Here is an 18,323-nt window from a genome sequence, read left to right on the forward strand (position 1 = left end):
TTTTTAAAAAAGGTGGGAACAAGATGGGAATGATAGATAGGAATCATGATCCTAAAATAAATGCTGAGCTGATTTCACAGTTATCAGGAAAAAATTTAAATATAAATGAACTGGTTAAAGAGACAAACGAATTATTCAAAGAAGCAAGTGAGGATTTCAGACCTTTAAACAGGAAAAACAATAAAGGTATATCTTCTTTTTTCAGTAATTTTGGTGCAAGTCTAAGGAGAATAATTCAGACTAAATCCGCATTCGATAACATTAGGAACTATGCGACCGTTGTTGATCAAAACGGCAATGTCTATCCCGAGTGGATGGAAAGATTGAATGAGGAATATAAACGTTTACTGAAGGAAATCAATCGTGAAGTCTATATTGAAGACTTTGGTGCAATTGGTGATGGAAAAACTGATTGTACAGAGGTCTTTCGAATGGCTCTAGGCAAAGGCCGTGTGAAAGTATATATTCCTGAAGGTGTTTATGTAGTAAAAGAGATAAAGTTGCCTTCCTTTACCTATTTGGTTGGTGCAGGAAAAAGGAAAACGGTCATCAAACTTCACGACTCAGCACCCAAAGGCAGGAGACTTATAACAAATAAAAACCATCGTACCGGAAATCGGAATGTATCTGTGAAGGGAATGACGCTGGATTGGAATGTTGAACGTTTGGTAAATGTTGAAAAGACAAGTACCTGGGGAAGTCATTCCAGCTGCCTGCTATATGCCAATGTAAAATATGGCTGGGTGAAGGATGTCGAAGGTGTTAATCCAGGGCTTCACTGCTTTGATATTTCATCTCCTCTTTATAATTATTATGGCGATGGCTATCGGGCTCGTGGCGGAAGTGAGTTTATCTGGATTGATAACGTTAATGGCTATGGTTTCGGAGACGATGGCATTACCACTCACCATAGCGAAAATATTTTTATATCAAATTGCCATATGAGCGACCCAAGCGGGAAAACCCATAAAAAAGGTTTTTCAAATTCAAATGGAATCGAAATCGATGATGGATCGCGAAATGTATGGCTATTGAACAATTCTACTGCAAGATGCTTTGGCGGAGTAGAAATCAAAGCTCATCATACTTCTTCAGCAGCAAATAATGTAGTCATCATAGGCCATCTATCTGTAAATGACAATCGTTCATATAATTTCAGGCATATTGGCCACCACAAGGAAAATGATCCTGAGTCTAAAACAGCCATCAACATTCGAGCTGCAAATATTATCTCGTACAAGCCGGTTCATACCGAGTTATATGCAAATTCCTCGCCAAGGGCGATGGTCGTATCAGCATATAAAAATGTAGCTGTAAACCATTTTACGGCGATTGGGGATCCTTCCTATGACTATGGTGGTGAACCAGCGATCGCCATACAGTATCGTTCCAGGAATATAATTTTGAAGAATGTGGAATTGAGCGGGTTTACAAATGCAGGATCCGATATAAAGGTTTTTGGCGGCAGCAATCGCGCTGATAATGTTAAAATCCGAAATGTGCTTGCAAAACATTCAGCACCTAAAGCAATTCAAATAGGTACCGGAGTCGCAAAGGCATCAGTTGAAAATGTATTCGCAGAAGCTGTCAATGGACACACTGTTGTGGAACTGGCAGATAATAAAGCTCAGGTGAAGGATATTGAATCAAAAGGAGTTAAGCAAGTAGTTCCAGGACACCCGCAAGTATAACAAAAAGGAAGCAGTGCAAGCTGCTTCCTTCGTTATGAGAGGACCCATTTTTGGATTGCCTGAGCAACTCCACTCTCTTTATTAGTACCTGTAATATCGTCAGCAGCTTCCTTTACTGTTTCCTGAGCATTGCCCATCGCTACTCCAAGACCTGCCTCAGTAATCATGGCAATGTCGTTAAGGCTGTCTCCCACTGCCATGACATTTTCCATAGAAATCTCCAATAAATCACAAACCTTTTGCAATCCCCTGGCCTTATTGATGCCCAGTGCATTGACTTCAATATTTTTTAGGCTTGAGTTGCTAATTTCGAATAATCCCTTTTCTTTTAACTCTTTAAGAACACTTTCTCTTATATTGTCTTCTTCAATATGGAAGCCAAATTTAATCCATTCTTGGGAAAACAGGTCCTCTGGCATATCATTGCGCCAGACGTTTTCACTGCTTGTCGCCCAAAAACCTGTCTGGTGCTTTTGTGATAGTTCATACATCCATTGGACGTGTTCGGTATCTACCATGCTTCTTTGTACCAATTCACCATTTGGTCCCCAGATTTCTCCACCGTTGACCGTTACAAGATAGGAAGACAGCTCCAGCGAGATTACATAATCCCTAGCTGTTTTGAGACTGCGGCCAGTACTTAAAACAACATGTACCCCTCTTTTTTCGGCTCCTTTGATTGCTAGCCTATTTTCCTCAGATACCTCGTGCCGCTCATTCAGAAGCGTTCCATCCATATCCAATGCAATTAGTTTGATATCCGGCTTTTTATTAATCAATCAACTTTATCCTCCTAATAGTTGCTTTACATTTCTTAATTGATACTATCAATGGCCTGTTTTACGTTAGCGAAGGTTTTGATATTTGAAAAGTCTACTCCACCCTCAACTGCAGCCTGGGCGAGCTCTGGCCTCATTCCAGTGGCAATTGAATCCACCCCTAACAGCCGCAAAACATTGTGAATATCATAAATGTGTTTTGCAATCGTTGCATCTATTGTGACGATTCCTGAAAAATCAATGATTAAATACTGTACTTTCTGCTTTGCTACCAGCGGAATTGCCCTTTCCATGATCAACCTTGCCCGGTCATGGTCCATTTTCCCTACTAAAGGCAACACTGACACATTTTCCTGTACCGGGACGACTGGAGTCGATAATAAATCCACTTCATCCTGGACTTCTTTCATCAGTTTCGAAGTTTGCCGCTCAAAAGCAAATACGGTTTCATTAATACTTATATCAAGCATATTGTTCACTCTTTTATTGATCCAAATCAAATCTTCCATGTTAACGTCATGTTTTAAACTAATTTCTGCCATTTTATCAATGAAAACAATTCTTGTAGGAGGATACCTGAGTAGGATGTCAGAAATCCTGCCGCCTTTAGCTGCTTCGCGTTCTCCATTTTGCTGGCTCCATTCAAGAAGGCCCTGAGAAGTTGTTTCATCTTTATTCATGATAGAGTCACCGAGGAATTTAAGGTACTCAGTATAAACAACAATTGCCTGGTCAATTTCCTGCTTTGGTATCTCCATACCAATTAAATCCAGTATGGAATTTACCATTTCCTTTGCGATTGTTTCGGAATTTTGTTGTAGTTCATTTGCTACTGCTGAAGTTGGATTCACAAAGGTCACATCCTTTTTTCTTTGTACTTATGTTCTTTTCGAAAATTTTTTTGAAATCCCACTCAAAGAGTATTGTTTTAGTGTCTGTTCTAAAAAAACTAAAATTATTTAATAATAGGATACACCTTTATCAATAATTAATCTTCTTTAAACCTGCAATTACATGCAAATAATCAAGTTGTCCTAGGTAAATAATACTCCTGTGCGGTTTAATAATCCAAGCCAGGGAGAAAGACTATCCATAAAATCAATATTCCTTGGATATTCTCGTCAACTCGAAGAATTCTCTTTCTGGTTTCATCCATTTTGCCCCTTTATCAGAAACGAAATAAATCCCTTTTTCCAAGTCGTAGTATACATCAATTGTTATGCTTCCAAAATCAATAACACTTTTACCGTTATAATAAGCTTGTTGCGGATCTGCTTCTATAGCTCCATTAATCAAACTGACAATCTGTTCAATTGCTTGACTGTCTGTCATTCTGAAGCAATCATCGCTTCGATCCGGCTGTTCGTTGATACATATTTCCGAAACTTCTGTATCGATCCAAGGGGCAGCATTCAATATCTCGCTTTTATCAAAAACAACTTCTGTTTGATTCGAATTCTTGAAATAGGCCGTACTAATTGATAATACCCAGGGTGTGTTATCTTTTTCCCAATAAGAAATAAATCCAGCACCATCCTCCATAGTATCTGATGAAGCTTGCGACATTCTCAAAGTCCATCCGTTTTTTGGAAGCTCCTTTTTGTAAAAATGCAAGATTTCTTCCCAATGATCACCCTCTGTAATATAAACCGGACTGGCAGGTTTCAAACCACTATAAAGAGGAATATCGGTAGTCCGTTCTGGTATAATGGTAAGTCCGTGATATTTTTCTTCCTGTATCTTTTGAAAATAAAAATATCCGCCAACTAAAAGCAAAATGATAATAATAAGTAAAGCCAATTTCCATAACTTCAAGTGTATCCCTCGCCTTTTCACATAAGCTTTTTGTGGTTTATTGTTGCTGGTCGTATTTCACTCGAGCCGCAAACAAAATCAAATCTTAATTCATGAATATTACTATTAAGGATAGCAGGGCAACATGTTCATGAAAGAAGCCCTACTTTATAATAATGTAAAAAATGGTAGAATTGAATACTCATCGATCGCTTTATATTATTTAAAAGAGTATATCAATAAATAAATTAGTGGAGGGTTATCATGTCCAATAGAAAAGATGGCACAAACCGAAATGAAATCAAACCCGGCTTGAAGGTTAATATTGTCCTTAAAGCTGACCAGAAAACAGGAAAACTTACTCAAGGCATCGTAAAAGATCTCCTTACCAATTCCAGCACGCATCCTCACGGGATTAAAGTAAGGCTTGAGGACGGACAGGTTGGCCGTGTTAAGGAGATTTTGGAGTAGAAAAGGGTTTATCATTGGTTATTCTATATGCTGTATGAATGCCGGAGGAAAGTATACCGATAGTTTCTTTAGACTAAAAAAGCATTAAAGGGCTGCCCTTTAATGCTTAACTAGTCTTTTCTTGCACTTTTTCAACAATTAATTTATTCAACCTCGGGGCCAATTGGAACATGATCGTCCCTATGATGGCAATTACCAAAATATAAATGCTCGCAAAAATCTTTAACTCTCCGGTTGCCAGCGCAGCTATAATGACGGAGAATTCCCCTCTTTGTGTGAGCGATAGGCCTGCCTTCAAGGAATCACTTCTTGAAAGACCGTACCATTGTCCTCCAATATATCCTACAATCAATTTATGAATCAATGACCACAGCACTAGAACAATCAATAGCTCTAAATACGGAATGTCGCTGGTCATTTCAATATGAAGACCAAAGTTCAAGAAGAAAAATGGAAGGAAGATATTTCTTACTGGCAATGCCGCCTTTTCAACCTTGTCCTTAATTGAAAGCTCTGAAAGCATCATTCCTGCAAGAAATGCCCCGATTACCTCTGACAAACCGAGCAGCATTGCGATGCCCCCATAAGTTAGCGCAATCCCCGTGATCAACACGATAAAGATATCATCTTGGTCAATCTCTTTTAAAATTGATTCGGCTTTTTTAAAGACCACTCTTGCGAAGAACACGGCTATTCCTGCGAGAAGAACAATTTTCAAGAGAATCATCACAAAATCAGTTACCGTAAATCCTTCTCCAGAAAGGCCAATCAGTACGGTTACAAGAATTGGCGCAATTAGATCCTCGAAAACCAGGATAAGGAGCATGAATTCTGACTCTTTGTTTTCATCCCTGTTTTTATCTACAAGCAGTTTCGCTGTGATAGAGGAGCTAGTAGCGTAGACAATACCACCGACAATTAAAGAAGATACCCAATCCAGTCCGAACAGCAGGCTAATCCCTGCAGTTACAACAATCCCGAGAAAAGCATCAAGCAAACCGCCTTTCCATACCTTTGCACTGTTAGTAATAAGCCTTTTGACTGGAAACTTCATACCTAATATGAAAAATAACAGGACTAAACCAATCTCTCCCGCCACTTCAATTACCTTAGATTCCTTAATAACCAAGGATAATATGAGACCAAGCAAAATATATAATAATATATCAGGAATTTTTATTAATTTGATTCCGACCATACCAATAAAAAAAAGCACCAATAGAAAAACTCCAATGACTAAAGTCAAATTCAATCTGCAACAACACCTTTTCAATTTTTAAAAGTAATAACCTTCCTTTTTACTACCCAATTACCTTAAAATCAACACTGGAAAATTAAATAATTAAAGGTCTTTAATTTAGTTTGGTTTAACAATTATGATAAAATTAGTTAAATAAAATTATTAGAAGATTCTTATAAGGGGGAAGAAATGAACAGCATTCCAGAACAGGCCCTTGTCCAGCAGCATAAGGGCATCACAAAAACCAAACTCGCAAAAAGAATTTTTTTCATCATATTAGGTGGTATCTTGATGGGCGTGGGAATTGAGGAATTCCTGGTCCCGAACAAAATTCTTGATGGCGGTATTGTTGGTATTTCAATCATCCTCTCACATTTAACAGGCTGGCGCCTCGGCCTCTTTATCTTTGTTCTCAACATTCCATTCTTTTTCATTGGCTATAAACAAATTGGAAAAACCTTTGCACTATCCACCCTATTGGGAATCACTGTCTTATCTTTAACGACTAGCTTTCTGCATGATTGGCCTGTATTTACAGAAGATTTACTTCTTGCAACCGTATTCGGTGGAATAGTTTTAGGAGCTGGGGTCGGAATAGTGATCAGGTATGGAGGTTCACTAGACGGAACGGAAATCCTTGCAATCCTGGCAAATAGGAGACTGCCCTTCTCTGTTGGGGAAGTCATTATGTTTTTCAATATTTTCATTTTTGGCACGGCAGGATTTATCTTCGGATGGGACCGTGCGATGTATTCACTCCTTGCCTACTTCATCGCATTCAAAACTATTGATATAGTCATTGCCGGTCTTGATGAATCGAAAGCTGCGTGGATTATAAGTGACCAGCACAAGCAAATAGGCGAAGCCATCCTGGCCCGTCTTGGCCGTGGCGTCACATATTTAACCGGCGAGGGTGCATATACGGGCGATGACAAAAAGGTCATTTTTTGCGTCATCACCCGTCTTGAGGAAGCCAAATTGAAATCTATTGTTGAGGAATTGGATGAGTCAGCCTTCCTTGCTGTCGGAAATATTGCCGAAGTGCGTGGTGGCAGATTCAAAAAGCGAAATATCCACTAGTTTACAGCGAACACAGAACAAAAAGCGCAAGCGCCTCGTTCAGCCCCGACAAGCGCTGGAGGGCCGACCAGTGAAGTCGTTCTTTGACTTCATTGGGCGGACCGAAGCGACTCGAGGGGCTAGGCGCTGGAGCTGGATTAAGAAAACCCGTATAGTCATCCACATTGAAATTTTTTTATAGTTTCCTAGTAAACAAAAAAGCTCAGAAATCTGAGCTTTTTGTCTTGATTCAGATAAATTACTTTCTGCAGCTGTATAAAAGGAGTTATAAATGCCTTCATTTCATTTTCGCGCTAATAGAGAGTATACATTGGTATCATAGGATACCCCAGCTTGTACCATATAATTTCTCAGTATTCCCTCTTTTTTAAATCCGAGTTTGAGGAGCAGTTCATTTGAAGTAGTATTTTCAAGAAAAACAATTGCACCAATCCGTTCTAAATTCATCTCATTCAACCCATATTCAACAGCTTTGCCGATTGCTTCTTTTGCTAAGCCTTTCCCCCAATAGGTTGGGTTCAGCTCATAGCCTATTTCTGCTCTCCTATGTTTTAATGACACTGCATGAAAGCCAACAGTACCAAGGAGACTTTTGTTGTTTTTTAATTGGATCCCCCACCTCATCCCTTTACCTTCAGTAAAACCATTGTGAAAAGAATGAACGAGTCCTCGTGCTTCTTCTATGTTTTCTAGGGGTTCTGAACCATAGAGCTTCATAACTTCAGCATTGGAAAAATTGATAAATAAATCTTCGGCATCCTCCTCAGTAATTTCCCTGAGAATGAGCCGGTCTGTTTCTAAAATAGGAAATTTCATATGTCCCCCAAATTAAATAAAGTGATCTTTATCATTTCTATACTAGACAAGAAAACTCCTTTAAAGAAAGCCACCCAGTTTGGGCGGCTTTCTTCAGTCTTCCGCAGGTGCGGCATCAACAGCAATTTGATATGCATCAAGCAAATCTGACTTTTCCAAGTCACTCTCGAGGCCTACGAGGAATTGATTGCCGCCATCTTCTTCTACTCTCATTAATACTGTTCCATCTTCATCCCTAAGCATCGCAAAGGATTCACCATTCATTTCGAATAATGCTTCTACCTCGAATTGCCTCTCCTTGCCCCTATCGTCTTTAACAGTTACCAGATCTCTGATTGAATCGTTTTTCAAAGCTGCTCACCTCCAACAAATGGTCACTTTATCTTTCCCTTCCTCAAACTTAATATGAACTCACAGTTAAATGGCGATATCAAATCGAAATTCTTAATGAATTTTAAATAAACTTTTAAATTCATTTCTTTATTTTCATCTATATAATATTTTTTACACACTGTTATTTTTGGAGGCGGCGTTCTTGAAGTCAGCAGGAATCATCTTTGGTTCAATCATTGTTTCATTTGCATTTAATCTTTTCCTAATCCCCCACGGAATCATGAGCAGCGGGATCAGCGGGCTTTCCATCATATTGTCAATGCTAACATCCATTAATACTGGTATTTACAATTTCCTTTTGAACTTCCCCCTATTAGTCTTAGGCTATTTGAAACTGGGACGTAAATTTATTTTATATACAATACTTTCCGTCATTACAATTTCTATCTCTCTTTATGCTATTCCAGTGTTTAAACTTGCTGAAGATGCGATACTTTCCTCTATATTTGGCGGGGCGATTGTTGGATTAGGTATAGGGATTATATTCCGTTCCTCTGGTTCATCAGGGGGCTTCGATATAATTGGGATGCTTTTGGCAAGACGCAAAGACTTTCCTATGGGAACACTTTTATTTGCGATGAACTCAGTCGTTATTTTGTTATCAGGCTTTTTGTTTAGCTGGGACGCTGCGTTGAATACACTTGTTTCCATCTTTGTTCTGGGGAAAGTGATCGATAAAATTCATACACATCATGTTAAGCTAACGTTGATGATCATTACCAGAAAAGGTGAAGAAGTAAAGCAGCATTTATTAAAAAATGTATATCGTGGGGTAACAGTAATAGACTCTGTTGGCGGATACTCAAACGAGAAAAGTAATGTCATCATCACCGTCATTTCCCGATATGAGCTCACCGAAGTTAAAACACTTATAGAGGAAATTGATCCTGAGGCATTTGTGAATATAACCGAAACCCTGGAGGTCATGGGCCTTTTTCATCGAAAACAGCATTAAGAAGCTGAGTAATCAGCTTCTTGGATGCTTTCTGAAATTAGAGGAAAATTTATCTTGAAATTTTTAGAGTTTCATCTTATAATAATTGAGTCGCTGCAATAAAGTATATTTCTTATCATGTCCCAGTAGCTCAGTAGGATAGAGCAACAGTTTCCTAAACTGTAGGTCGGGAGTTCGAATCTCTTCTGGGACGCTTAAAACCTTGATTTTTAATCAAGGTTTTTTTTATTGATATACCTATCTCCAATCGAACGAACATTCCCCGTAATTCAGTATTTGTTCCCGTGTATGACTGTGATACCTTATTCTCTTGCTGCCCTGTCAAGATTCCACCTTTTTCTTGACAGCTTTTCGACTGATGACCTCGACCTGTCAAGATTCCGGCTTTTTCTTGACAGCTTTTCGCCTCATGCCCTCGAACCTGTCAAGATTCTGGCTTTTTCTTGACAGCTTTTCGCCTCATGCCCTCGAACCTGTCAAGATTCCGAGTTTTTATTGACAGCTTTTCACCTGTTGACCTCGAACCTGTCAAGATTCCGGTCTTTTCTTGACAGCTTTCCTCCTGTTGCCCTCGAACCTGTCAAGATTCCGGCTTTTTCTTGACAGCTTTTCGCCTCATGCCCTCGAACCTGTCAAGATTCCGAGTTTTTATTGACAGCTTTTCACCTGATGGTCCCAAAGCTGTCAAGATTCCGCCTTTTTCTTGACAGCTTTTCGACTGATGACCCCAAAGCTGTCCAGATTACAGCTATACGCTCGCGGTTCCTTAATATTCTATTGTATCTTCCTTAGGCTAACTTCTAATTTCTCACTCTTTTATTTGAGAGCTTCTTTTATGATGGTGTCAACAGCAAATGACCATTTATATCTTGCTATGTTCCTTGTTTATTAAAAATTAAGCACTAAACAAGAGTATTTACTAGGAAGTAGGAACTAATCCCATGCTAAATGCGTCTATATAGGTAATAGCACTATTGGTTACTATTACTATCTCAATCTAATGAATACTAGGGATTAAAAGTTGTGGTTTGTGGTATTTATACACCACAAGCAATTTAGCAAAAGGGGCATTAACATGAAAACCAAAATAAAAGAGTTACCCTATTTATTATTTTTGCTGGTTATGCCAGTACTAGGTTTAATTTATAAAATCTTGAATAACAATCCACGAGAGGCTGTCATCCTTTCTACCAATGTTGACGATAAAATCCCTTTCCTTCCTGTCTTCATTTTACCGTATATCATTTGGTACGCGTTCATATTAGGTTATCTAGTTTATTTTTGGTATAAGGATACTCGAGTTTATTTAAAAACATTGACAATGATTGTTATTGGCGAGTTAGTATGTTTCGTTATTTATTTCTTCTTCCAAACAACCGTTCCACGCCCAATCCTTGTTGGTGATGGAATCCTTATAGACCTTGTCGGTATGATTTACAGCCACGATCAACCATATAACGCTTTCCCCAGCATACATGTATTAACTACGTTTGCCATCATTCTTGGCAATATCAACATTCGCAATAAGCATATCATCCATTCGGTCTTCGTACCGGTGATGGGCTCATTGATTATTATCTCTACGCTGTTTGTTAAACAGCATTATATACTCGATATGTTCGCATCAATGTTTTTAACTTCGTTTATTTATGGAATAGTCTTCGAGCTATATGAAATTAATGTTACCGAGAAATCCAAAACAGTTTATGTAAAAGATTGAAAAATCCGCTTCATGGAAAAGAGCTGCGACTGCAGCTCTTTTTTAGTACCTTGAGGTTTTTGAATCGTTATTTTTCTGATTCCTCTTCACTTCTCACATCAGGTTTGACTGGATAAAATTCTTCAGACGCTTCTGTTTGGTACTGGTAATTCGTATTTCGATATTGTTTCTCCCCATCTTCAAGAATATTTCCTGCCACATATTTATGGAAAAAGTATTCAAATAGAGCGACACCGGCGGCTGATATCAAAGATGCAAGCAGTAAACTCTCTCCATAAGTTAAACTTTCTCCCAAAATCCAAATGATCATAAAGGCAAGTCCAAAGTCAGCTAATGTTGCGATTGTATTATTCGTTTTTGGCAGTAAGAACAGGTCCCCAATTACATAAGAAGCTAGCCCAAGAACCAGGGAAATCAAGAAGACATTTGTAAAAGACATATCGTACATCAGGCCAAGAATGACATAAAGTAGTACCAGGCTGGCAAGAAACTTTACAGCTAATGCTCTAAGATGTTTCATGTCGATCTCCTCCATAAACTTTTAGTGTTTTGCGTTATTTTGCTCCACTAGCTTTATTCCATACCTTTTTCTGTAAAACTAACGATATCATCCCAATAAGCAAGACAACGATTATGCTAATAAAGAAACCCATTCGTATGCTTTTTTCCATTATCGTCCCGCTAACAGCAGCAAGGATAAGGACGATTCCGATAAAAGATATGAACTTCCCCCATACTTTTAATTCAAGCAATTTTAAAGCAGAGATTATGATGAAGGCCCAATTGAATAAAATCAGGATGCCTGCGGCTGTAGTGATATATTCATAAATTTTGCCCGGAAGCAGCAAGGCTGTTATGATTGATGCAATCAAGCCAACCACTGCAAGTCCCAGCGATGGAAGGGGCAATTCTTTTAACTTTTTGATTTTCTTGGCGAAGACCTTCGGAGCATCTCCATCATTAGCTAGCGTAACGAGCAAAGTAGTCACCCCAAACAACGAAGCAGTCATGGTAGAAAAGCCTGCGACGATGATCGCTGCGTTGAACATATGAGGGAAAAAAGCCAGGTTATATGGGTCCAGGGCTGTGACAAATGGGCTTTCTTTATGGTGAAAAGCACCATGAGCTGCCATGATGACCGCAAGTCCCAAAGCTAGTACATAAATGATCACTAGTAAAATCAGCATGATGACTCCCGCTTTAGGAGCATCTTCTTTATTTTTCAATCTTGTTGCCATCAGGCCAATTACTTCTATGCCTCCATAAGCATAAAATGCGTAAATCAATGATGACCAGAATCCTTTAAAGCCTTCAGGAAACAGTTTTTGTGGAGAATTTGGCACCATTACTTGCTTCGTATCAAGATTAAACCAGCCAAATATGGCGGCAGCAGCTATTAAAATGAACATAATAATGGCGGCAGTTTTAATGATGGCTAATAAATCTTCTACCTTGTCAAATCCCTTATTCCCAGTAAGGACAACACCGATCGAGAGGATAGCATAACCAGTAGCGAAAAGCCACAAAGGTATGTTAGGAAACCAGAATTGTGACAAAATTGAAAGAGCAGTAAGCTGGCTACCCATAATCAGGATATTGGAACTCCAATAATTCCAGCCACAGCTGAATCCGGCCCACTGTCCATAAGCTTTCTTGGCATAGTAGCAAAACGAGCCCTCCTGGGGGTCTTCGGCTGTCATTTTAGCCAGCAAATTATAAACCACGTATGTACCGATTGCGGCAAGGATGAAAGAAAAAACGATAGATGGTCCGGTAATTTTAATACCAATTGCAGAACCGAGGAAAAAACCGGTACCAATCGTACACCCAACACCAATCAGTGACAGTTGCCACCATTTCAAATCTCCTTCATTGGAGCTATTTCCACAACCCGACTTTGATGATGGCAGAAAAAAATCCATTGTTTTACCCCCTTCCTCAACAAGTATTATCATTCGAGAATCAACTGCATTTTATGTATTGAACCATCAGGCATGAAAAAAGTCGAATCCCGGGGAATCGACTTTTTTCATTTTATTTCTTGCTCTTTTCTGATTCAGAGTCATTACTTAGTCCGGTCATCGTCCGATACATTTGAGTGTACATACTTCCTTGCACGATGTTTTCTAGGAAAAATTCACCTATGAGCTTTTTATATTCCTCGTCCTCAAACATCTTTTTATTTTGAAGCTCCATTTCTGCCAGTCCTTCATATGTGGAAATCAGTGCATAAGTATGGTCTTCACCAGAAATCGGCGATAAGAGCTCCACCTTGTGGTCATATTGTTCGTTACGGAAATTTTGGATTAAGCGTAAGTTTTTGATGCCATCCGGAAATTTATCCTGTTTCATTTCAAAAGTTTGAATAACAATAACTGACATATCTTATCCCCCTGTGATGTAATCGATAGGATTAGATTTTTCCTAAGTTAGACAATCTATACATTTACATTCCTGGGCTATCAGTTAACAAATTTCCTCACCAATTCACTGGCCACTTTGCCAAATTGGGATGGTGCTGTTGTAATTTATGTTATATTTGCTTTTCAAATAAAGTATTACGATCATTATATTTTGTCATCATTTTTAATAAGATAAAATTTAACATTAAAATGGTGACACCTATTAAAGCAAGTAAAATGGGCTTGATGACAAGAAAGCCCGTTGCCTGGCCTATGAAGAGACCCATGATAGGAAGGATCAAAATACCGCCAAGTTGCTGTGCCTCCTGAAAACCTTTTGCCCTGGCGGAAACGAACACATTCACCAGGATTGTGAGGATTGTAATCATTGGGACAACCCAAAGCATCAGGATTAGCCAGTTTGCATTTGGAAAAATGAAATAACCAAACATACTATAAGTCAAGCTTACAGTAATAATCCCAAATAGGAAAAAGCTCACCCATGTAATAATAATAGAGGGAATGAATGCTGAAAGTACTTTGCCCATAAATAATTCCTTCACCGTAATAGGAGAAAACAACAGTGTTTCCATGGTCCTTTTTTCTTTTTCACCAACAAAGCTATGAAGAGCAATCATCATTGCATTAATGGTCGGTATAAGTAAGAAGATCGAACCAAGCAGGTAATTCACTACAACGAAAATTATTTGGTGTTTCATACTTGGGAGGCTGCCTATCATTTCCCCGCTCTTAGTATCTTTAAGCCCATATACAACATTATTCACTAAATCAATCAATTCCGGAGACGTAATGGGTACATTCTTTACCAAAAGAATAAATGCCAGCGGAAAAATCACCGAAAAAATCAGTGGCAATAAAATTAACCCCAACCATACCTGAGCCGAGCTGGTGATACCTCTTATATCTTTTGCAGCTACAAGCCATATTAATTTTTTATTCATTGACCCCACTCCTGATCTTAAAGTATAAGGATTCCAAATCGTTATTTTCAATCTCCACATGGTGTACCCAAAATTCACTTATGATTTTTTTAAGCAGTAGGGTTATATGGTCACTTGATGGCAATAAAAATTGCAATGTATTTTTATCTTTAACTAAAACAGGATAACCACCCCAATGGGCTTCAACAGGCAATAAATTTGTAATTACCTTCAATTTGATTTGTGTGACATACCTTTTTTGCAGTTCATTTAGAGTGCCGTAATCTGTTATTTTTCCGTCATTTAGAAAAAAGTACTCTTTACATACATGCTCTAGTTGGTGCAAAATATGCGAACAAAGAAATATGGTTGTTCCTTCCTGCTCGTTTAAATCCTTGAGGAATTTAAGCACCAATTTTATTCCTTCTGGATCAAGCCCATTCGTAGGTTCATCAAGAAAAAGGAGTCGTGGTTTATGGAGGATTGCCTTGATGATTCCCAACCTACGTTTCATCCCTGTACTATATGCCCCTACTTTTTTATCCATATGCTCAGCAAGTTCAAATTCCTCTAAATAAAGGTGGATTTGCTTTAAATCAAAGTTTCCATATAGCTTGGAAAAAAAGATTAGATTATCTAACCCAGACATTTCATGATACAGACCGGCATTTTCAGTTAGAATTCCAGTTGATTTCCTGACTGAATCTCCTTCAATTCCCGGGTTCATGCCGAGAATTGACAGCTTTCCGTCTGTTTGGTTGATGACACCGTTCATAAGGCGGATCACAGTTGTTTTTCCGGAACCATTTGGACCAAGAAGCCCTACAATATCCCCTTCTTTTACACTCATAGATACATTGCTAAGTACCACCTGTTCACCGAAATGCTTTGAAACTCCATCCAGTTCTATTACATTTTGCGACATTCTGCTACCCCCTGCTTGCTTACCGTTTTTTCATAAGACGGACAATATTTAAAAACGTTCAATAAAGTTTTAGATTATTTTTTATAAGGTGAAACGTCAAATGGTGTTGGTCGTTGTTCATAGCCTAAACTGCCAACGCTTGATCCATTGAAGATCATAAAATAGGACCAGTATTCGCGACTGGTCCTTCATTTTATAGTATACAATTAGCTCTATTGATGACTAAATATTCCAGAATTTTGATTATTCAGACGTGGCTGTATTGGTGACCTATTTTTACAGAATCTTGATTTTCAGGTCACCAATAGGCTTCTTTGGTGACCTATTTTTCCATAATCTTGATTTTTAGGGCGCCAACAGGTTTTTTTGGTGACTCAATTTTCCATGATCACTACTTTTCTATCGCTTCTTATACTTCCCGTCTCATTGCCTGGAGGACATCTACTTTAGTAGCTCGCTGGGCAGGACGCAGTCCGGACAGAATCGTGACCAGGTAGCAGATGATAAAACTGATGATTGGCAACGTATATGGGATATGGCTGAAGATCAGGCCTTCTGGCGGTTCTTCACCGAACGCTTGCTTGATGATCAGCGGCAGTCCGAAATTCACAATGAAACTAATGAGATAAGCAACAAGCGTTCCAATCGCTGCACCGATTAGTCCGATATAGCTGCTTTCAAGGAGGAAAATCTTTTTAATTGTCTTTGGATTAGCCCCAATCGCTTTCATTATACCGATATCTGGTGCCCTTTCTGTAACAGCCATAGTCATTGTGTTATAGATTCCTATCGAAGCAATAATGATTGCAATCGTACCTATAAAAATCAATCCTGCTTTAACGATGGTGAACATGACATTGACATCTTTGAGCTCATTTATGACCGAATAGGATGGGTAATTATTTTCTTCTAAGTTTGCCGTAATATCTTTAACTGCTTCCATATCCTTCGCGTAAATATTCACTTGATCATACTGGTCAGCAGGGATGGTTGGCAGTTCCATGTCCGGATTGTTAGGATCCTTCAGCATTCCACGTGGAGTGCCCGTGAATTCCTCAACCTGTTTAAGGACTCCTTCAGAAACAAATACCACACTATCGTAAACCCATTCCTTCGTTGGTTTCTTGCGGATGCCGACAACCGTAACTTCTAAGGGTTCTTTCACCTCTTTGCCGTCTTCGAACTTGATAACATTCATGGTAATTTTCTTACCGACCAATTCCCCTTTGTAGCGGAATTCTTCTTTTATCTGGCCCTTTTCATTGTACAGCTCTTCCGTTATCTCTTTATTTGGGCGAAGATCTTGGAAAAAATGGTACCCAACGACCACTTCATTCTCTGCTTTTGGAAGCCTGCCCTCCGAGAGTTCTAGCCCAGCCTTTATTTCAGATGGCATGTGCGCCACTACTGCCTGGGCATCTGTCAGGTGTTCATCCACTTCAAACATATAATTCTGCAGGTTTTTCCTTCTTGTCACAGCCTTGACATCCTCTATTTCTTCAAAGTAGGAAATATCCTCATCCGTCAGCTGTCTGAAGCCATTATTCGGCTCCTCTTTTCCAGGGACTTCAATTTCTGTCACAATCCTTCTTTCCAGCGTTTCTTTTACGATCGATTTATGGAGACCAAACCCCACTGAAGCAAGCACAATCAGGAATGCTACGCTCATAGCCGTGGCTAGTATGGTCATGAACATCCGAGTCCGGTTCTTTTTCATATTTTGCCTGACGAATTGAAATTGATCTTTAAGCCTCATTTGCCAATACCTCCTCAACAACTTTGCCATCCCTTAATTCAATGGTACGATGGCCAATTTTGGCAACCTTGTCATCATGAGTAATGATTAAAAATGTAATGCCAAGCTCTCTGTTTAATTTAATGATGAATTTGAGTAAATCTTCTTCTGTTTCCGAGTCCAGACTGCCGGTCGGTTCATCAGCAAGAATGATTGGTGGATTGACAATAAGGGCGCGGGCAATGCTTACCCTTTGCTGTTGACCACCTGAAAGTTCTCCAGGATAATGATCCTGATAGTCAGATAATCCAACCATATCAAGGATTTCATTTGTTCGTTTTGTCCTCTCTTCCTCTTTGACTCCTTTTAAAATCAGAGGCAGTTCTACATTTTGATAGGCTGTCATGCTTGGGATCAATTGAAAGCTTTGAAAAATGAATCCTAGATGCTGAATCCGGAAATCGGCAAACTTTGTTTCGTTTAAAATGGATGTTTTGATTCCATTGATCGTGATTTCTCCCTCTTTTGGCCTTATAAATCCGCTGACAAGGTTAAGGAGTGTTGATTTTCCCGAACCGCTCCTGCCAACAATGGTTACAATTTCTCCTTTGTTCACTTTAAATGAAACATCCTTCAACACAGGAATTATTGTTTTTCTCCCTTTTTTACCGATTTCAAAGTCGTGGCTCAAATTATTGATTGAAATCATTGACGCACCTCTTCTACAAAATATTTGAATAAATTATATTTTTTTCCAGTAATCAAGCAGAAAAAAATAGGCGATTGGTTAATCGCCCAAATAGAACTATTAGGCTGGGTACTTCTCTGACATAACTTTTTTCAATTGTTTCCGAGCTCTGTGGAGACGCGTTTTCACTGTACCTGATTTAATATTTAATTTGCAGGCGATTTCGTCTTCTTTTAACCCGTATTGGAACCTCAATACCAACACTTGCTGGTACTCACTCGTCAGCAAGTACAGCATATGTTGAATTTCTTCTTTAAACAGGATGATTTCGACTTCCTTTTCAAGCGATTGGTTGTTATCATAATCGCTGAAAATCTGCTCCATGATGCTCTGGTCAGATGGAAGCCATTTTCTTCTTTTCTCTGCCCGCAAATAATCAATTGCAGTCCTTGCCGCGATTGCTGCTAACCATGAACCGATTTTATGCGTATCTATGATGGTATCTGCCTTTTTATATGCCTTTATGAAAGTCTCCTGGACTACATCCTCTGCAAGATGTCTGTCTTTAGTAATACTGAAAGCAATTTGACAAAGCTTTTTCCCGTGGATCCTATAAAGCTCATCAAAATCAATCTTAGCCATATCCATCCCCCTTGCCCCTGTAACTTACTTTTGCAAGCTGCATTGCTTACA

The 18,323-nt window shown here is 38.9% G+C and carries 19 protein-coding genes and 1 tRNA gene; 6 read left to right on the forward strand and 14 right to left on the reverse strand.

Annotation, left to right across the window (positions count from 1 at the left end):
* The first annotated feature begins 23 nt into the window (after positions 1-23).
* The gene (locus AC0VX7_RS13440) at positions 24-1,691 is read left to right on the forward strand and encodes a glycosyl hydrolase family 28-related protein (protein WP_475424638.1); all 1,668 of its coding nucleotides are present in this window, start codon (positions 24-26) and stop codon (positions 1,689-1,691) included.
* A gap of 32 nt (positions 1,692-1,723) precedes the next feature.
* Here the strand turns inward: AC0VX7_RS13440 and AC0VX7_RS13445 are convergent, their stop codons facing one another.
* The 3 genes from AC0VX7_RS13445 to AC0VX7_RS13455 form a co-directional block, all read right to left on the reverse strand.
* Entirely contained in the window at positions 1,724-2,470 is a 747-nt protein-coding gene (locus tag AC0VX7_RS13445; RefSeq protein WP_475424639.1) for a Cof-type HAD-IIB family hydrolase, read from the reverse strand.
* A 35-nt stretch (positions 2,471-2,505) separates the two neighbouring features.
* Positions 2,506-3,321, reverse strand: a complete 816-nt coding sequence (locus AC0VX7_RS13450; RefSeq protein ID WP_475424640.1) for an STAS domain-containing protein — start codon at positions 3,319-3,321, stop codon at positions 2,506-2,508.
* Positions 3,322-3,568: 247 nt separating this feature from the next.
* Entirely contained in the window at positions 3,569-4,285 is a 717-nt protein-coding gene (locus AC0VX7_RS13455; RefSeq protein ID WP_475424641.1) for a hypothetical protein, read from the reverse strand.
* Positions 4,286-4,528: 243 nt separating this feature from the next.
* On the opposite strand from AC0VX7_RS13455, the gene AC0VX7_RS13460 reads away from it, so the two are divergent.
* On the forward strand, positions 4,529-4,735 hold the full coding sequence (locus AC0VX7_RS13460; RefSeq protein WP_475424642.1) for a YwbE family protein: 207 nt from the start codon (positions 4,529-4,531) through the stop codon (positions 4,733-4,735).
* 106 nt (positions 4,736-4,841) lie between these two features.
* Here AC0VX7_RS13460 and AC0VX7_RS13465 read toward each other — a convergent pair whose 3' ends face one another.
* Positions 4,842-5,987, reverse strand: a complete 1,146-nt coding sequence (locus tag AC0VX7_RS13465) for a cation:proton antiporter (RefSeq protein WP_475424643.1) — start codon at positions 5,985-5,987, stop codon at positions 4,842-4,844.
* Between the two features lie 177 nt (positions 5,988-6,164).
* Between AC0VX7_RS13465 and AC0VX7_RS13470 the strand changes: the two genes are divergently transcribed.
* Complete coding sequence (locus AC0VX7_RS13470; protein ID WP_041965319.1) at positions 6,165-7,055, forward strand: YitT family protein; 891 nt, start codon at positions 6,165-6,167, stop codon at positions 7,053-7,055.
* A 282-nt stretch (positions 7,056-7,337) separates the two neighbouring features.
* On the opposite strand, the gene AC0VX7_RS13475 is transcribed toward AC0VX7_RS13470, so the two are convergent.
* Together AC0VX7_RS13475 and AC0VX7_RS13480 are read right to left on the reverse strand one after the other, a co-directional pair.
* Positions 7,338-7,871, reverse strand: a complete 534-nt coding sequence (locus AC0VX7_RS13475; RefSeq protein WP_475424644.1) for a GNAT family N-acetyltransferase — start codon at positions 7,869-7,871, stop codon at positions 7,338-7,340.
* A gap of 93 nt (positions 7,872-7,964) precedes the next feature.
* Positions 7,965-8,222 (reverse strand): DUF1292 domain-containing protein, encoded by a 258-nt coding sequence (locus AC0VX7_RS13480; RefSeq protein WP_475424645.1) that lies wholly within the window; start codon positions 8,220-8,222, stop codon positions 7,965-7,967.
* A 184-nt stretch (positions 8,223-8,406) separates the two neighbouring features.
* Between AC0VX7_RS13480 and AC0VX7_RS13485 the strand changes: the two genes are divergently transcribed.
* From AC0VX7_RS13485 to AC0VX7_RS13495, 3 genes are all read left to right on the forward strand, one after another.
* Positions 8,407-9,219, forward strand: coding sequence for a YitT family protein (locus AC0VX7_RS13485; protein WP_475424646.1), 813 nt, complete (start codon positions 8,407-8,409; stop codon positions 9,217-9,219).
* A gap of 119 nt (positions 9,220-9,338) precedes the next feature.
* A tRNA-Arg gene (locus tag AC0VX7_RS13490) sits at positions 9,339-9,412 on the forward strand.
* 882 nt (positions 9,413-10,294) lie between these two features.
* Entirely contained in the window at positions 10,295-10,939 is a 645-nt protein-coding gene (locus AC0VX7_RS13495; protein ID WP_475424647.1) for a phosphatase PAP2 family protein, read from the forward strand.
* A gap of 67 nt (positions 10,940-11,006) precedes the next feature.
* Here AC0VX7_RS13495 and AC0VX7_RS13500 read toward each other — a convergent pair whose 3' ends face one another.
* The 8 genes from AC0VX7_RS13500 to AC0VX7_RS13535 form a co-directional block, all read right to left on the reverse strand.
* Positions 11,007-11,459 (reverse strand): YndM family protein, encoded by a 453-nt coding sequence (locus AC0VX7_RS13500; RefSeq protein WP_475424648.1) that lies wholly within the window; start codon positions 11,457-11,459, stop codon positions 11,007-11,009.
* 34 nt (positions 11,460-11,493) lie between these two features.
* Positions 11,494-12,861: an amino acid permease gene (locus AC0VX7_RS13505; RefSeq protein ID WP_475424649.1), complete on the reverse strand. Its 1,368-nt coding sequence runs from the start codon at positions 12,859-12,861 to the stop codon at positions 11,494-11,496.
* 112 nt (positions 12,862-12,973) lie between these two features.
* On the reverse strand, positions 12,974-13,321 hold the full coding sequence (locus AC0VX7_RS13510) for a hypothetical protein (protein WP_475424650.1): 348 nt from the start codon (positions 13,319-13,321) through the stop codon (positions 12,974-12,976).
* Between the two features lie 151 nt (positions 13,322-13,472).
* Positions 13,473-14,303, reverse strand: coding sequence for an ABC transporter permease subunit (locus AC0VX7_RS13515; protein WP_475424651.1), 831 nt, complete (start codon positions 14,301-14,303; stop codon positions 13,473-13,475).
* Entirely contained in the window at positions 14,296-15,207 is a 912-nt protein-coding gene (locus tag AC0VX7_RS13520) for an ABC transporter ATP-binding protein (RefSeq protein ID WP_475424652.1), read from the reverse strand. The genes AC0VX7_RS13515 and AC0VX7_RS13520 overlap by 8 nt, the downstream gene beginning before the upstream one ends.
* 409 nt (positions 15,208-15,616) lie before the next feature.
* Entirely contained in the window at positions 15,617-16,963 is a 1,347-nt protein-coding gene (locus tag AC0VX7_RS13525) for an ABC transporter permease (protein ID WP_475424653.1), read from the reverse strand.
* On the reverse strand, positions 16,953-17,651 hold the full coding sequence (locus AC0VX7_RS13530) for an ABC transporter ATP-binding protein (RefSeq protein WP_475424654.1): 699 nt from the start codon (positions 17,649-17,651) through the stop codon (positions 16,953-16,955). The genes AC0VX7_RS13525 and AC0VX7_RS13530 overlap by 11 nt, the downstream gene beginning before the upstream one ends.
* Positions 17,652-17,750: 99 nt before the next feature.
* A complete protein-coding gene (locus AC0VX7_RS13535; RefSeq protein ID WP_052442145.1) occupies positions 17,751-18,272 on the reverse strand; it encodes an RNA polymerase sigma factor in 522 nt (173 codons plus the stop codon).
* Between the last annotated feature and the right edge of the window lie 51 nt (positions 18,273-18,323).

Source organism: Mesobacillus sp. QJM3NY_10 (genome assembly GCF_056173465.1).

Coding starts and splice junctions, on each gene's coding strand:
- AC0VX7_RS13495 (WP_475424647.1), top strand. CDS start 10,295: ATGAAAACCAAAATAAAAGAGTTACCCTATTTATTATTTTTGCTGGTT.
- AC0VX7_RS13460 (WP_475424642.1), top strand. CDS start 4,529: ATGTCCAATAGAAAAGATGGCACAAACCGAAATGAAATCAAACCCGGC.
- AC0VX7_RS13525 (WP_475424653.1), bottom strand. CDS start 16,963: ATGAGGCTTAAAGATCAATTTCAATTCGTCAGGCAAAATATGAAAAAG.
- AC0VX7_RS13470 (WP_041965319.1), top strand. CDS start 6,165: ATGAACAGCATTCCAGAACAGGCCCTTGTCCAGCAGCATAAGGGCATC.
- AC0VX7_RS13505 (WP_475424649.1), bottom strand. CDS start 12,861: ATGGATTTTTTTCTGCCATCATCAAAGTCGGGTTGTGGAAATAGCTCC.
- AC0VX7_RS13515 (WP_475424651.1), bottom strand. CDS start 14,303: ATGAATAAAAAATTAATATGGCTTGTAGCTGCAAAAGATATAAGAGGT.
- AC0VX7_RS13530 (WP_475424654.1), bottom strand. CDS start 17,651: ATGATTTCAATCAATAATTTGAGCCACGACTTTGAAATCGGTAAAAAA.
- AC0VX7_RS13475 (WP_475424644.1), bottom strand. CDS start 7,871: ATGAAATTTCCTATTTTAGAAACAGACCGGCTCATTCTCAGGGAAATT.
- AC0VX7_RS13535 (WP_052442145.1), bottom strand. CDS start 18,272: ATGGCTAAGATTGATTTTGATGAGCTTTATAGGATCCACGGGAAAAAG.
- AC0VX7_RS13500 (WP_475424648.1), bottom strand. CDS start 11,459: ATGAAACATCTTAGAGCATTAGCTGTAAAGTTTCTTGCCAGCCTGGTA.
- AC0VX7_RS13440 (WP_475424638.1), top strand. CDS start 24: ATGGGAATGATAGATAGGAATCATGATCCTAAAATAAATGCTGAGCTG.
- AC0VX7_RS13510 (WP_475424650.1), bottom strand. CDS start 13,321: ATGTCAGTTATTGTTATTCAAACTTTTGAAATGAAACAGGATAAATTT.
- AC0VX7_RS13520 (WP_475424652.1), bottom strand. CDS start 15,207: ATGTCGCAAAATGTAATAGAACTGGATGGAGTTTCAAAGCATTTCGGT.